At 60.7% G+C, this 14,438-nt stretch carries 13 protein-coding genes; 7 read left to right on the top strand and 6 right to left on the bottom strand.

Features of this window, described 5'->3' with window-relative positions:
* Both ACID345_RS23745 and ACID345_RS23740 read right to left on the bottom strand, forming a co-directional pair.
* Positions 1-1,785 (bottom strand): glycoside hydrolase family 3 protein, encoded by a 1,785-nt coding sequence (locus tag ACID345_RS23745; protein ID WP_187148905.1) that lies wholly within the window; start codon positions 1,783-1,785, stop codon positions 1-3.
* Between the two features lie 247 nt (positions 1,786-2,032).
* The gene (locus ACID345_RS23740) at positions 2,033-2,614 is read right to left on the bottom strand and encodes a hypothetical protein (RefSeq protein WP_011525360.1); all 582 of its coding nucleotides are present in this window, start codon (positions 2,612-2,614) and stop codon (positions 2,033-2,035) included.
* Positions 2,615-2,780: 166 nt separating this feature from the next.
* Between ACID345_RS23740 and ACID345_RS23735 the strand changes: the two genes are divergently transcribed.
* From ACID345_RS23735 to ACID345_RS23725, 3 genes are all read left to right on the top strand, one after another.
* Complete coding sequence (locus ACID345_RS23735) at positions 2,781-3,524, top strand: response regulator transcription factor (protein WP_011525359.1); 744 nt, start codon at positions 2,781-2,783, stop codon at positions 3,522-3,524.
* Positions 3,521-4,843, top strand: a complete 1,323-nt coding sequence (locus ACID345_RS26100) for a HAMP domain-containing sensor histidine kinase (RefSeq protein WP_011525358.1) — start codon at positions 3,521-3,523, stop codon at positions 4,841-4,843. Before ACID345_RS23735 ends, ACID345_RS26100 begins: the two co-directional genes overlap by 4 nt.
* Positions 4,844-4,940: 97 nt before the next feature.
* On the top strand, positions 4,941-5,300 hold the full coding sequence (locus ACID345_RS23725) for a hypothetical protein (protein WP_011525357.1): 360 nt from the start codon (positions 4,941-4,943) through the stop codon (positions 5,298-5,300).
* 491 nt (positions 5,301-5,791) lie between these two features.
* Here ACID345_RS23725 and miaA read toward each other — a convergent pair whose 3' ends face one another.
* Together miaA and ACID345_RS27420 are read right to left on the bottom strand one after the other, a co-directional pair.
* Positions 5,792-6,715 carry a tRNA (adenosine(37)-N6)-dimethylallyltransferase MiaA gene (miaA, locus tag ACID345_RS23720; protein ID WP_011525356.1) on the bottom strand — a complete coding sequence of 308 codons (924 nt, stop codon included), beginning with the start codon at positions 6,713-6,715 and terminating at the stop codon, positions 5,792-5,794.
* Entirely contained in the window at positions 6,712-6,834 is a 123-nt protein-coding gene (locus ACID345_RS27420) for a hypothetical protein (protein ID WP_266190033.1), read from the bottom strand. Before ACID345_RS27420 ends, miaA begins: the two co-directional genes overlap by 4 nt.
* 34 nt (positions 6,835-6,868) lie before the next feature.
* On the opposite strand from ACID345_RS27420, the gene ACID345_RS23715 reads away from it, so the two are divergent.
* Positions 6,869-7,726, top strand: coding sequence for a winged helix-turn-helix domain-containing protein (locus tag ACID345_RS23715; RefSeq protein ID WP_148210246.1), 858 nt, complete (start codon positions 6,869-6,871; stop codon positions 7,724-7,726).
* Positions 7,727-7,863: 137 nt separating this feature from the next.
* The gene (locus ACID345_RS26095; protein ID WP_187148904.1) at positions 7,864-10,599 is read left to right on the top strand and encodes an Ig domain-containing protein; all 2,736 of its coding nucleotides are present in this window, start codon (positions 7,864-7,866) and stop codon (positions 10,597-10,599) included.
* A gap of 65 nt (positions 10,600-10,664) precedes the next feature.
* Here the strand turns inward: ACID345_RS26095 and ACID345_RS23705 are convergent, their stop codons facing one another.
* Positions 10,665-11,201, bottom strand: coding sequence for a DUF3828 domain-containing protein (locus ACID345_RS23705; RefSeq protein ID WP_011525353.1), 537 nt, complete (start codon positions 11,199-11,201; stop codon positions 10,665-10,667).
* Between the two features lie 56 nt (positions 11,202-11,257).
* Positions 11,258-12,367, bottom strand: coding sequence for a TonB family protein (locus ACID345_RS23700; protein WP_011525352.1), 1,110 nt, complete (start codon positions 12,365-12,367; stop codon positions 11,258-11,260).
* A 290-nt stretch (positions 12,368-12,657) separates the two neighbouring features.
* Between ACID345_RS23700 and ACID345_RS23695 the strand changes: the two genes are divergently transcribed.
* Positions 12,658-13,563, top strand: a complete 906-nt coding sequence (locus ACID345_RS23695; RefSeq protein WP_011525351.1) for an LpxI family protein — start codon at positions 12,658-12,660, stop codon at positions 13,561-13,563.
* 338 nt (positions 13,564-13,901) lie between these two features.
* The gene (gene purE / locus ACID345_RS23690; RefSeq protein ID WP_011525350.1) at positions 13,902-14,411 is read left to right on the top strand and encodes a 5-(carboxyamino)imidazole ribonucleotide mutase; all 510 of its coding nucleotides are present in this window, start codon (positions 13,902-13,904) and stop codon (positions 14,409-14,411) included.
* Positions 14,412-14,438: the final 27 nt, after the last annotated feature.

Genomic DNA, 14,438 nt, shown 5'->3' with positions numbered 1-14,438 from the left:
CTACTTTGCCGGTAGCTGGATCCCCGCGCCGCGCTCGGCGAACTGCGGAATCGTCACCGGCAGGTGACCACGAATAGCGATGTCGCCGAACAGCGCTTTCACCGCCGCTACGTCTGAAACCTGCGCATTGGAATACGTGCACATATAGTTCTGCACTTCCGGGAAATCCTGCGCCAGATACGGATTCCCCATTGCGACCACCACCGTGCGGCTCCCAGCTACGCGCAAAATGTTCTTCACCAGCGCCGCCGGCGCATCGCTCATGTCGCTCGAGGCCTTGAACTGGCCGTTCTCCACCTTCACGCGTCCGGCGCTGGGAATCGCGTAAATCGCGACCACAACTTTCTCCGCCTCGCGTACCGCCTGCAATACGGTGTCGCTCATGCCCACGGCGTTGCGATCATCCACCCAGATGGTCCGCATCTCCGGCGATCGCCGCCGAATCTGCTGATCGAAGATCCGGCCCGACTCGCTCCGCGAATCATCCGTTATGATGACCGCAAGCTGCCTTCCCCGGACTCCCTCTGGTTTCTCATACGTTGCATGAGGCCCGCTGGTTCCCACTGTTTTCGCCCGCAGGGGCAGGGTTTTGTCGTTGCTGCGCACCAGTGTCACCGCGGAATCCGCGATTTCCTGCGCCACTGACAGGCTATCCGGACGCGCGATGAGGTTCTTCATCTGCTCCACGTCTACCAGCTTGGCCTTGTTCAGCCCCACCGAAGCCTTCATCCGCAGGATCTTCCGCACCGACTCGTCAATCCGCGACTCCGGAATCTCGCCGCGTTTCACCGCTTTGATCAGCCCTTCGTACGCGCCGTCGAGGTCCGACGGCAGCAGAAGCATGTCATCACCGGCCTTCACTGCCGCTACGGCCGCTCGCGCCGAGCCTTCCGGCCCGAAGCCGAACAGCTTCGCCAGCCCGTTCATCTCCATTGCATCGGTGACGACGAGCCCCTGGAACCCGAGGTCTTTCTTGAGAGTGCCGTTCACGATCTTCGGCGAGATAGTCGCAACCCGATTGGTATCGGGATCGAGTGCCGGCACCACGAGATGTCCGATCATCACCGAGTCCACGCCCGCATCAATCGCGGCCTTGAACGGCACCAACTCAACGTTCTGGATATGCTCCAGCGGCTGATTGATTCGCGCTGTAGCCAGGTGTGTGTCGGTATCGGTGTCGCCGTGACCGGGGAAGTGCTTCACCGTCGTGAGCAGGCCTTCCGCATGAGCGCCCTCGATGTAGGCCTTCACCATCGACGCCACCGCCTGCGGGTCCTCGCCAAACGAGCGCGTATTGATGATCGGGTTTGCCGGGTTCGAATTCACGTCGGCATCAGGAAACCAGTTCCACTCCACGCCAATGGCGCGCGACTCCAGCGCCGTGATCCGCCCAAACTCCTTCGCATACGCCGGATTGTTAGTCGCCCCAAACGCCATCGCGTGCGGGAAATCAGTGGCTTCCTTCAGACGCATCGAGAGCCCGCGCTCGAAATCGGCGGCAATGATCAGCGGTATCTCCGAGCCCTGCTGCAACTCGTTGATCATCATCGCGGCCTCGTACGGCTCGGTCTTGAACAGGAACCCATCTTCGAAATTCACGGTCACGCCGAACCCGCCCAGGTGATACCGCGCCATGGTGTCGCGCAGCTTGAGAAAATCCGGGCTCTGCACGTTCACAAACTGGGCCTTCGACCAGATCATGAACATCTGCCCAACCTTCTCTTCGAGCGACATGCTCTTCAAGGTCTTATCGGCCCACTTCTCGCCGTCCTTGTCCAGATGCACGGGCCCCGGCTGCTGAAATCTGTCTTTGGCAAACGCCGATGGAAAGAGGGTAGTGAGCGTGAGTAAGAGGGCCAGGATTCTGCGAATCATGTTGTGGAAAAAGATAGCAGATGTGCCGCACGTAGGAGCGACTGCATTAGCCTCTGTCTGTCATCCTGAGCGAAGGAGCGCGCAGCGCGACGGAGTCGAAGGACCCCTATCCTCGAAACAATTCTTCGGGTACGTCATTCGGAAACCGGAGAGAAACTTACCTAACCAGCTGTATCTCCCCCGACATCACATGCGCGTGCAGCCGATACTTCCCCGGCCCCGACTGCTCAAACGAGCGGAACAGCCCGCCCTTCGAAATATCGAATGCCGATGCTTCCACGCTCCCCGCCCAAACCCCAGCCTCGCGATGCCCATATTGCTCGGGGTTCGGCACCTCGATGATTACCTCGCCGGCGCGCAGGTTCACGTCCTTGCTGCCTTCCACCGGTTCCACGCGCAATTCGCCCGCCGACATATGCACTTCCAGGTCGGTGCGCCGCGGCACTTCAATCACCGCCTTGAATTTGTGGTTCGACGGCGTGTCACTCACTCGCACCGTGGCATACGGTCCATTCAGCGTAATCGCGATCTTCGCCTGCTTCACGTATTCGTCGGTCTCGGCCGACACCGTCACCACGATCTTCTCCGCATCGCTCGGACGAATCACGTACTCGCCGGCCTCCAGCCGCAACCGCACCGACCCGCCCGATGCGAATGCCTGTTCCGCCGTCCCCGGCGCCGACACCTGCGCCATCGCCACGCCCGCGCTCAGCAGCAAAAAGACAAGAAAGTTCCTCATGCCCTGAAGCTACGCAATCCCGCGCCACGAAGTTCCACGTCAGATTCCAGTTGGGACGAGTCGCCGGCACTCCCCCTGTCATCCTGAGCGAAGCCACAGGCCGCGCAGTCTAAGGACCCCTACCCCAGTCTTAAGTTTTGTTAAGTTCCACCGCGCAGTTCGTCCCATGATGCATAATTTTCCCGTCACTTCACCCATGGGCTCTTCCGACGAATCCGCCGGCCTATCGCTCCTCCTCATCGACGACGACGCCGAACTCTGCGAGATGATGAGCGAGTTCCTCGTCCAGCACGGCCACTCCGTGGACTGCATTCGCAACGGCCCCGATGGCCTGAAATCCGCCGCCGAAACCAAATACGATCTCGTGATCCTCGACGTGATGCTCCCCGGCATGAACGGCTTCACGTTGCTGAGCCAGCTCCGCCGCCGCACCCCGGTTCCGGTCATTATGCTCACCGCCCGCACCGCCCCGCATGACCGCATCCAGGGCCTCGAGGCCGGTGCCGACGACTATCTGCCCAAGCCCTTCGATCCCGATGAACTCCTCGCCCGCGTGCGTGCCGTCCTCCGCCGTGCTTCCCAGGCACCCGCCGACGCTCTCTTCGATTTCACCTTCGACGACGTACGCATCAACGCGCGTACCCGGCAAGTCTGGCTGAAGGCCGACTTAATCGACCTCACCGCGGTCGAGTTTGACATCCTGTACCTCTTGGTCTGTTCTGCCGGACGCGTCCTCACGCGAGAAGAAATTTCGCTCGCCATTCTCGAACGCCGCCTCATGTCGCACGATCGCTCGCTCGACGTTCACATCAGCCACATCCGCAGTAAATTGGAGACCCTCGCGCCGTTCATCCAGACCGTCCGCGGTGTCGGCTACGTCTTCACCGGCAGCCGAAGGCAGGTCTTGTGAAATCCCTCTACATTGCGATCATCCTGGCCACCATTGCAGTCCTCGGCATTGCCATCGTCGGCAGCCAGGCCCTCTCGCAGGCGATGATCGACGACTACATCAACCCCACCTTCGACGACATGGACGAAGTCTCCGTGCAAGAAGCCGCCGATAAGCTACAGACCACGGGACCGCCCGCCGTCGCGGTCTACATGCACCGCCTCGATTCCGTCTTCGGCGGTTCGCATTACCTGCTCGACGCCCGCGGCAACGATGTCGTCTCAGGCCAAAGCCTTTCGCGATACCTGCCCAAGCCGCCGCTCACCAAGGCGCGGGAGACCCATCAGCGAGAGTTCGTCATCGCGCACCAATCCGCTGACGGCAAATACTGGTTTGTCGTCGTCGGCCCCTATCACCGTAAGGACCTCCCGTTCTATCACTACAACTTCCTCATCCTCGGCACATGTCTCCTCATGTGCGGACTCGCAGCCTGGTATGTCGTCTCGCCCATCCGCCGTATTTCCGCCGGAATCCGCCAGTTCGGCGAAGGCGATCTTGCGGTTCGTTTGCCGGTCCGCCGCCGTGACGAAATCGGCAGCCTCGCGCAATCCTTCAACGGCATGGCCGAACGCATTCAAACCATTTTTTTGAGCGGTCAGCGCCTGCTCGCCGACATCTCGCATGAGCTGCGCTCTCCGCTCGCGCGCCTGCATTTCTCCGTCAAGCTCGCGCGTACCGCGCCTGACCGCGACGCCGCCCTCGATCGCGTCAAGCGCGACATCGATCGCCTGACCACTCTCGTCTCCAGCTTGGTTGAGATCGCTCGCGCTGAAGGCAGCGCCGCCTATCGCGCGTTTGAAGAAGTGTCCATTAACCACCTCATCGCCGATACCGTCCGCGACTGTGCGGTTGAGATCGAGGCACGCGGAGGCCGCATCCACCTTGCTGCCGCGCCCGGAGTCGTCGTGGTCGGAAGTTCTGAACTTCTGCGGCGCGCCGTCGAAAATGTTTTGCGCAACGCGATTCGCCACGCTCCGGAAGGCACTGCGATTGATGTCGAACTCGGCCTGCACGCGCAGATCGCAACCATTTCCATCCGCGACTACGGCCCCGGCGTGCCCGAAGAATTCGTCGAGAAGATCTTCGACTCCTTCTTCCGCACCGAAGAAGCGCGTGATGCCGACAGCGGTGGCGTCGGCCTCGGGCTCTCCATTGCCAAGCGCGCGGTGCAAGTTCATCGTGGCGTAATCCGTGCGAGCAATGCCAATCCCGGCTTGCGCGTGGAAATCGAACTGCCCGCCGAAGCCGCGTCGTTCGCGGGTGAAACCGCGCGCGCGTAGCGCGGCAATCTTAACAATACTTAAGTTTCACTTTCTCTCCTCAATGCTTCAATGACACTTGTAGTTCGACACCAAAAAACACTGAGGAAGAGATCACATGAAAAAGCCATCGCTGCTCGTTGCCATCCTGTTCACCGTCTCACTGTTTGCCACTGCGGCGAAGGCTGAGACCGTTCACATCTATGAACCGGTCACCGTCGGTTCTTCCACGCTCCAGCCCGGCACCTATGACGTCGCCTACTCGGGCAATGGCTCCGACGTCCAGGTTTCCTTCTCGAAAGCGCACAAGCAAATCGCCGTCGCGCCAGCCACGCTCGTCGTTAAGAAGAACTCCGATGTCCGGATGGCGTTGACCAAGACCGATAGCGGCAGCAAGTCGCTCGACAGCATCGATCTCAAGAACGGTTCGCTCACGTTCACGTCCGCCGTGAATGCCACCGCCGGGGCTGCACACTAAAGTCTCAAAGTTGCGCAACAACGAAACCTCTCGCACCCCGAGAGATCTCCACAATGGCCCCGCCGGGCGATCGCTTCCAAAAGGAGCGCTCCGCGGGGCCGATTTTTGTTTTGGTGAACGGAGGCTTGTATCAGGGCAGCGCTTCAGCGCTGCCGAAAATTCGCTCCCGCTCAGCCGGTTCATCGTCCCACCAAAGCGTCATATCTTGGGGAAATTTCCCACCTTTGTTGGATAGTCAAACCGCCAAAACCCATCCCACAAACGTCGGCTGTCAAGACCCCCAATGGTGGGATATGGCTTGAAACCGTTGACTGGCGTGGCTTTACAAGGTACATCGCAGAGCGATGTTGTCCTTTTGGTTTGATATTCTAAATATATAGGGACAATGCAAAAGGGATTGGCGGCCTAGAGGGCTGCGGCGACTTCCTATCTTTGAAAATCGAAATACTTTTATGGCCCTGGCGGAGGCTCTCCGTCGGCAGGCCTTGGGTTTACGACGTTTTGATGATCTGCATCGCTTCCCCCACGATGGCGGCGTCATCGCCGAACCCCTTCAGCCATCGCACCTCTGGCTCGCGGCGGAACCACGTCATCTGCCGCTTGGCGTAGTTGCGATGGCCTTGCTGGGCTGCGGCAACCGCCTGTTCGCGGGTGAGCTTTCCGTCGAGAAGCTCAAACGCCTGGCGATAGCCGAGCGAATCGAGCGGCCCGCCGATGCGTCCGTACTTGGCGAGCAAAGCCTGCGTCTCTTCCACCAGGCCTTGCTCGAACATCTCGGCGGCACGGCGATTGATTCGGTCGTAAAGCGCCGGTCGATCGGGATCGAGACCGATGCGCAGGATGCGGAAGCCGGTCAGCGGATCGCGGCCCTGCTGCCAGAGTTCGGTCATGGGTTTGCGCGCCGCCAGACAGACTTCGATTGCGCGGATGAGCTTCGCTGCGTCGTTGGGATGGATCTTCGCCGCGGCAACGCGGTCCATGCGGCTCAGGATGCGATGCAAGTACGTCGGACCACGCTCTTGTTCGCGCCGCCGAAGGTGTTCGCGCAACTCTTCGGAGCGTTCCGGCCCCGCGAACAGGCCGTCGAGCAGCGCGCGCAGGTAGAGACCGGTGCCGCCGACCACGATTGGCAGCTTTCCGCGTGACGCGATGTCTTTCAGAACTTCGCGGGCGCGACGTGCATATTCGCCGGCGGTCATCGGCTCGGTCGGCGGCAGCACGTCGAACAGGTGATGCGGCACGCTCTCTCGTTCTTCGTGCGTCGGCTTGGCGGTGCCGATGTCGAGCTCGCGATACACCGCAACCGAGTCGCAGTTCACGATCTCGCCGCCGAAGCGTTCAGCGAGCGCGATGGAAAGCGAGGTCTTGCCGGAACCAGTCGGGCCGAGCAGTACGAACAGCAGTGGATCGCTCATCGCGGCTGCTCCAGCGCATGGCGCACGAGGAGAAACAGGATGATGAGGAGCACGACAAACATCACGCCCCACATCTTCATGCGCTCTCCGCGCCAACGGTCTGGCTGCTTCGGTTCCACGCGTCCATTCTACGGCGTTGTAAACTTTGTTCGAATGTCGGCAACAACGGGAACGCCGGAGCGTCGCGCCAAGTTCGGGCTTTACGAAGCCAACTTCGCCAGCGGCGAGCTGCGCAAGAACGGCGCCAAGCTGAAATTGCAGGAGCAGCCGTTTCAGGTGCTGGCGCTGCTACTCGACCGCGCCGGGCAAGTCGTAACGCGAGAAGAGATCCAGCAAAAGCTCTGGCCCGCCGACACGTTCGTTGACTTCGATCACAGCCTCAACACGGCGATCAACAAATTGCGCGACGTGCTCGGCGACACGGCATCGAACCCGCGCTTCATCGAGACGCTCCCGCGTCGCGGCTATCGCTTCATCGCCCCCGTCGAATGGAATGAACCTTCTGTCATCCCGAGCGGAGCCGCGCCAAGCGCGACGGAGTCGAAGGACCCCTCTCGTCAAACCGAACCGTCAATCGCCACGATCGCGGAGCCCGAGCTTCCGCAAGCCGATCACCGCATCACCCGGCTGCTCTTCGGCGGATTGCAGCTGATGTACCTGATCTTCTACGCCTGCGGCTTGTGGCGGCTCGACGAGATCGGCGACATCGCCGAAGACCACTTCCACGTTGCCGGTGGCAAAATCGAAGCGCTCGTGCTTGTCACGGCAGTCATCGGGATCGCGCTGCGCTTGTACACGCTGAGCGCGACGGGCTTCAACTACCGCTTGCTCGGCGCGAAGTTCCGTAAGCTGATTCCGCTGGTCTATGTGCTCGACCTGATCTGGGCATTCTCGCCCTTCCTGCTGCAGCCGCGCATCGGCCTTGGGCTGGCGTTTGCCGCGTGCGCGGCACTGCTGTATTCGCCGTTTGCGCAGCGTATCCTGGCGATGATCACGTGGCCTGCGAAGTAGCCGCTGACGGCGACGTGTTTCTCAATTTGCTGGGTCAGGGCGATTCCGGGTGCGATAATCCACATCGATAGTCACTAAAGTGGGCGGTATTCATGCTTCGGCTCCAACGCGTGTGCTCGAGAGTTTCCTTGCTTATCGTGAGTCTCTGCCTTGCCGTACTTTGCGGCTGTGGCGGTGGCGGTTCGTCCTCAACCACGCCTCCTCCTCAGACGCCTCCGTCGAACCTGACCTACGCGCAGAGCAGCCTCACAGCCACTGTGGGAGTGGCGATCACCGCACTGACGCCGAGTGTTACCGGCACGGTGACTTCTTATGCGGTGAGTCCCGCGCTGCCCAGCGGTTTCGCGCTCAGCGCCTCGACCGGGGTGATTTCAGGGACGCCCACGGCAGCAACGCCGCAGACCACATATACGATTGCGGCGTCGAATTCGGCGGGATCCGCGAACACGACGATCCAGATCACGGTGAACGCGCCGCTCGCGCCTCCCTCGAACCTGGTTTATCCGCAGACGAGCATTGTCGCGAATGTCGGTCTCGCGATCGCAACGGATACGCCGACAGTAACCGGCACAGTTACGTCGTACAGCGTGAGTCCGTCCCTGCCGGCGGGACTGGCGTTGAACGCCACTACCGGAGCGATCTCAGGAACTCCGACGGCAGAGACAGTGAAGGCGACCTATACGGTCACAGCAACCAACGCGGCGGGTTCGACAACGGCCACGGTCCAGATCACGGTGAATCCAGCGGTGGTTCCTCCGGGCAAAATCACCTATCCGCAGAGCAGCGTGAGCGGCGAAGTGGGACAGCCGATTGCGACGAACATTCCGGCGGTGAGCGGTACGCCTCCGTCTTTCAGTGTCTCGCCAGCGCTGCCGGCGGGAGTGTTCCTCGACGCGACTTCAGGCGGGATCTACGGCACGCCGACCGCGGAAATCGCAAAGGCGAACTACACCGTCACGGCAACGAACCCTAGCGGGAGTGCGACGGCGACGCTGTCTATTGGCGTGGATCCAGCGCTGCCAACATTATTCGAACTCGGGACAACGCAGGCGATTACCACGCTCTTGAGTTCGGGGACGCGCGTGATCGCGCAGGACGCATCGGGTCATTGGACACTGGTGGACTACGCCGGCGGGACGGAGGTCGCGGACGGCGACCAACTGCCACCCACGGGTATATCTTTCGGCGGTCCTTGGCCGGTGGACCTCCGTGGCTCGACGCTGGCAATCGGCGTGAACAACGGGATCGAGATCCGGTCGGCAAGCGACGGAAGCCTGCTCGCGCTGGTGGCGTCGCCGTTCATCAACCCCGTGAACGGGACTACCGCGGATAACTGGTTCAAACTCGCGACGGACGGCAGTTACCTCTGCGCGGGAACGCGCACAAATCTCTGGGTGTGGTCGACGTCGGGCGCTGTACTGCTCGCACGAGATGGTGATTACTCGGCGGCGCAGGTTTTTGCCGCGCCGGGTGAATTGAGGATCGCGCTCGGTCCTGTGGGGACGGGCTTGATCGAAACGGTGGCAACCGCGGATGGTACTTCGACGCTCGGGACGGCATTCTCCGGGAATTTCGCCGGGTGGTTTGTAGATGGCGAGCGTTACATCACGACGCTTTCGACCAATGCCTGGGTGTACTCGAAAGCGAGCGTGGAGGAAAGTTTCCTGGCCCTGCCGTCGGTGGAGAAGATCGGCGGCATGGGCGAGTGGCTGTGGACCTACCAGGCCTCGACGCCAGGTTATCCGGTCAACCTTTATTCGCTATCGAGTAGTGTTCCGGTGGCGACCTACTCGAACGGAGTTCTCGCTAAATTGGTGGCCTCGGGCAATACTTTGGGATTGTCGCCGTATGGCACGCCGTCGGTGAAGGTGATTGATCTGTCCACCTCCACGCCGACTTCCACGGATGTTGCTTTGCCTGCCGCGTACGTGAACGCCTACACCGCTTTCTCACCAACTCAGTGGCTGGTCGGCAATGTCCATGGGACGGTGGTGGACGGAGCGAGCCTGGCTTCTACTCCGAGGTTCCTTGCCAACGGCGCGGTACTGAGCATGTCTGGGAGTTTGAGCAGTGTGGCAGTCGCGGATGCGAACGGATTCATTTATCAGTTCGATCCGACGAGCGCAACACCGTTGCAGACGATCCCTTTCACGTCTTCACAAGTGGGATTCTCGGCGGACGGTTCGGTTCTTGCAGCCGCGGCAAGTCGCGTGGACTCGCAGTATCAGCCGGACCGCACGTTGAATATTTATGCGCTCCCGGGCACGGCCCTGATCAATACGTGGCCCTACATGTATCCAGGCGGAACGGACTTCCTGGGCTTCTCGCTAGCTGCATCCGGCAATAATGTGGGGCAGGTAACCGGGACGTTCGACGGGTCGGTGTGGCACTACACGAGACAGGTGACGGCGGTCACCGGCGGCACCGTGCTTTGGTCGGACACGCTGTCGAAAGCAGCCATACCGCAGCTTTCGCCGGGTGGAACGCTGATTGCGGCTCCAAGCGACACCAGCCATGGGGCATCGGTGACGACGATCTATAACAACGGGGTGGCGGTGACCGCGGTGCCGGGCTTCCCGATCGTGTGGCTCGATGACTCGCATCTGCTTGTGCAAAACGGAAGTTCGGTCGGGGCAACGATCTACTCGCCGACGGGGGTGGCGCTTGCGACTCCATTGCTGCCTGCGTTTACGATGCCGGTCCAGCCGCTGAGCAGTGGACTCGTGTATTCCTCGGATTACAACCAGATCCTCTCAACGAGCACGGGCGAAGCGACGTGGACGAGCGGGTATCCATACGGTGGGTTTGGTGCTGCCGCGAACGGCTATGTCGTGTTCGTGTCGGGGGCGAGGCTGGTGGCGTTGAGCCAGTGAAATGGGAACCTGCTGAAGATCTTTGGTAGGTGTCTGTCGCAGTCGCGCATCGGCCTGGCGTTGGGTTATTTCTTCTGGGTCCCGTCGGCCTTGCGGTCGGCTTCCATCTGTTTGAGCAATTGCATCAGGTCCATCTGCTCATTGCTGTACTGGAAGTTGGCGAAGCGCCAGTTGCCGTCAACGCGTTCGAGCACGGCGGTTACGTCTTCGCCCTTTCTGTTCGCGGGACCGCTGACGAGCGTCGCGGAGCAGGTGTTGCCTTGTTCCTTGACCTGTTTCAGCGTGAAGCGTCCACTCGGATCCTGGCTGCTGAGGAACGGGTCGAAGTCGAGGCCGACGATGTCGTCGGAGGTCTTGGCTTGGGCGGCGGAGTCACGCTCGATGGCTTGCGCCAGTTCAGGCGAGAACTCGGCAGGTTTGCGTTTCACGGCCGTCTCCCAAGTGCGGCCTCGATCGTGCGCTGCTGCCGGCGCATACCACTCGTAGAACTGCTGCACAAACGAGCGGCAGTCTTGCGGCGGCTTTGCGGCCGATTGTTGGGAGAGCGCGGTAGAGACAAAAGCAAGCAGCGCGAGAAGAGTGATCGCGAGATGGCGTTTCATGGGGAGGTTCTCACAGATATAGGCGTAAAACGGCCGCCTAATTTGCGAGGAAAGAACTATTGCTCGAGGTCTTTTGTCGTCGGGTTGTAGAGGAAGTAGCAGCGGAGGCCGAGGTACGGTCCGTGGAATTCTTTGGGCAGTGGCGGGAATGGATTCGAGGCTGAGATGCCGCCCCACGCCGCGCGATCGAGTGCGACGTCGCCTGACGGGAAGAAGATGCGCATGCCCTGTACTTTGCCGTCGGGGAGAATTACGAATTCGACGGCGACCTTGCCGCTCTTGCGCAGTGGCGGATAAACCGATTCCGGCATTGCGGTGTACCAGTTGGCTTCGATGGTCTGCTTGATGCGTGCGAGATAGGGGCCGAAGTCCACGCCCTGGGTATCGGTCGTGATCTCCATCGCGTCGCGAACTTGCCCGCCGGTGGGGCCGCGGCCGAGTCCCATACCACCGCCAACGGCGAGCTTACCGGCTGATCCGGAGGATGCGCGCGCCGCCTGCTGGATCGCTGAGCCGGCCGACATCGCGACGGCGCCGAAGCTGGGCTGCGCCTTGGGCAGCGTCATCTTGGGCTGCATGTTTGGGCTCTCGAACTGCGGCGGATTGTTCATCGCCGTTTGCTGTCCCTGCTGCGTAGCAGGGTTTTGCTGCTGCGGCGACTGCTGCTGTTGTTGGGCCATTTGCGGCGGCGCGGGAACGCTGGGCTGCGCTGCTGGATGCGCGGGTGGGCCTGGCTGCCGCTGATCGAGGAGTTTCTTCAACTCTTTCGGATCAGGATTGTGCGAAGTCGCGACGCGGTCTTTATCGGAGAGAACGTTGGTGTGTGGCTTCTGTACCAGCTTTTGCGCGTCGGGAGGAAGCGCGAGGAACGTGGTGTCCTTGTCGCGCAACCGGTCTTCCACGACCTTCACGGGATGTCCCCAGAGATTGGGCATCCACTTGGGGCTAAGACTAAGAAAGATGATCGCGACGAGGTGGGCGATGATCGAGATCCAGGCGGCTTCCCGGAGGCGCGAGCGAGTGAGCTCGTCGCGCAAGTCCATGAGCACAACGGGAGTGAACGCCTCTTCCACGAAGTTGGCTTTACCTTCGTTAGCGCGTGCAACATCCTCGAAGTGCTTGTCCTGTTCTTCTTCTCGGGAAGGCGTGATCTGGAGTATGGCCATTCTTTGTCCGGGGGCGCAATCCGTAAGGCAGTCTTCACCTTAAAGGGTTTAGACGTCCATTGCGAGAACCGGGTACAAAGAATTGGTCCCTCGCAGACTTTTTTACAATCCCCACTTCGTTACGTTCTATTTTCGCAGAGTTTCCGCGGTTCCGCACCCCACGATAGGGGCGGTTCCCTCAGTACGCATCCGGTACTTCTAACAGTAGGTTCCGGATTTGGAAGCGACATGGATTGTCCACGCAGTGGACTGACGCCGGGGAATTCATGCTGGGTTAGACTGACGAGGCCATGAACGACCGTAGTTTTCCGAAGCGCCTCGGTTTGATCGCCGGCAACGGCAAGTTCCCGATCCTGATCCTCGATGCCGCCCGCGCCCATGGCGCCGAGGTGGTGGTTGCGGCAATCAAAGAGGAGACGTTTCCGGAGATCGAGCAGCACGGGGCCGCGGCGGTGCACTGGATGTCGCTGGGCGAACTGAGCAAGCTGATCGAGACCTTCCAAAAGGAAGGCGTGAGCGAAGCGATCATGGCCGGGCAGGTGAAGCACAAGCAGATCTTCAGCTCCATCCGGCCGGACTGGAAGCTGGCGAAGCTGCTGATGTCGCTGGGGACGCGGAATACGGATTCGCTGATCGGCGCGGTGGCGAAGGTGCTGTCGGACGAGGGCATCACGCTGCTGGATTCGACGTCGTTGCTAGAGCCGCTGCTAGCGAAAGAAGGCGTCCTGACGACGCGGCAGCCGACCGACCAGGAACTGACGAACATCACCTACGGACGCGCGGTGGCACATCATCTATCGCGCTTCGACATTGGGCAGACGGTGGTGATTGCCGAGGCGGCATGCGTCGCGGTGGAGGCGATGGAAGGGACGGACGCGACCATCCTGCGCGCGGGAGAGTTGCTAACGTCACCGTCGTTGGGCGAGAAGCCGTCGACGCTCGGGCGCGAGTTGACGGTGGTGAAAGTCGCGAAGCCGAACCAGGATATGCGCTTCGATGTGCCGGTGATTGGGTTGCGAAGTGTTGAAACTATGAGGAAGGCGAACGCGACGTGCCTGGCGCTGGATGCGGGGAAGTGTTTGCTGCTGGATGGTCAGGCGGTGATTGATGCCGCGGATGCGGCGGGGATTTGTATTGTGGCGGAAAAACCGGATCCGGCGCTGCACGGGCAGAAGGTGGAGTTGAGGAAGATTTAGCAGGGGCTAAAGCCCAGAATCAAGAGAGGCGTCTATCGGCAGCGCTGAAGCGCTGCCCTGATACAAAGCTCGAATAGAAGGCCTGATACGAATCGCGAAGCGCGGGCCTGATACAGCGCTCGAAACGAGGGCCTGATACGAATCGCGAAGCGCGGGCCTGATACAGCGCTCGAATCGAAGGTTTGATACAAATCGCGAGGCTAAGGCTGATACGAAGCAGCGTGATCCCACGTCTCGAAAATCGCGAGACGTGGGGCACCCGAAGATTTGCCAGATTTCATTTACAATTTAACTATCTACTCGCAGTTTCCAGAACATTTCCAGTTAGAGGTTCTTACATGTCCGATACACCGCTTGTGTCCATTGTTATGGGCAGTGATTCCGATTTGGAGATCATGAACGAAGCCGCGAAGGCGCTCGAGGGCTTCGGGATTGCGTATGAAATTGACATCACGTCGGCGCACCGTTCGCCGGCACGCACCAGCGAATACTCGCGCGCGCTGGTTTCGCGTGGCGTGAAGGTTGTGATTGCCGGCGCAGGTGGCGCGGCACACCTTGCAGGCGTGATTGCCGCTGAGACGACCCTGCCGGTAATTGCCGTGCCGATTCCATCCACGGCGCTGCTCGGCCTCGATTCGCTGTTAGCGATGGTGCAGATGCCTGCGGGCATTCCCTGCGCGACCGTGGCGATCGGCAAGCCGGGTGCGACGAATGCCGGCATTCTCGCGGCACAGATCATCGGGACGCATGATGCGGGCGTTGCGAAGAAACTCGTGGCGCACAAAGAGAAGTTGGCCAAGGGCGTGGAAGAGAAGTCGAAGAAGTTGAAGGAATCGGCGAAGAAGTAGTTTCTCCCACCTGTCGAAACCCACCCA

Origin of the sequence: Candidatus Koribacter versatilis Ellin345 (assembly GCF_000014005.1) — a bacterium.
Lineage (GTDB): Bacteria > Acidobacteriota > Terriglobia > Terriglobales > Acidobacteriaceae > Korobacter > Korobacter versatilis_A.
The sequence above is the reverse complement of the archived record's forward strand: the minus strand, read 5'-3'. Positions and strand labels throughout refer to the sequence as shown.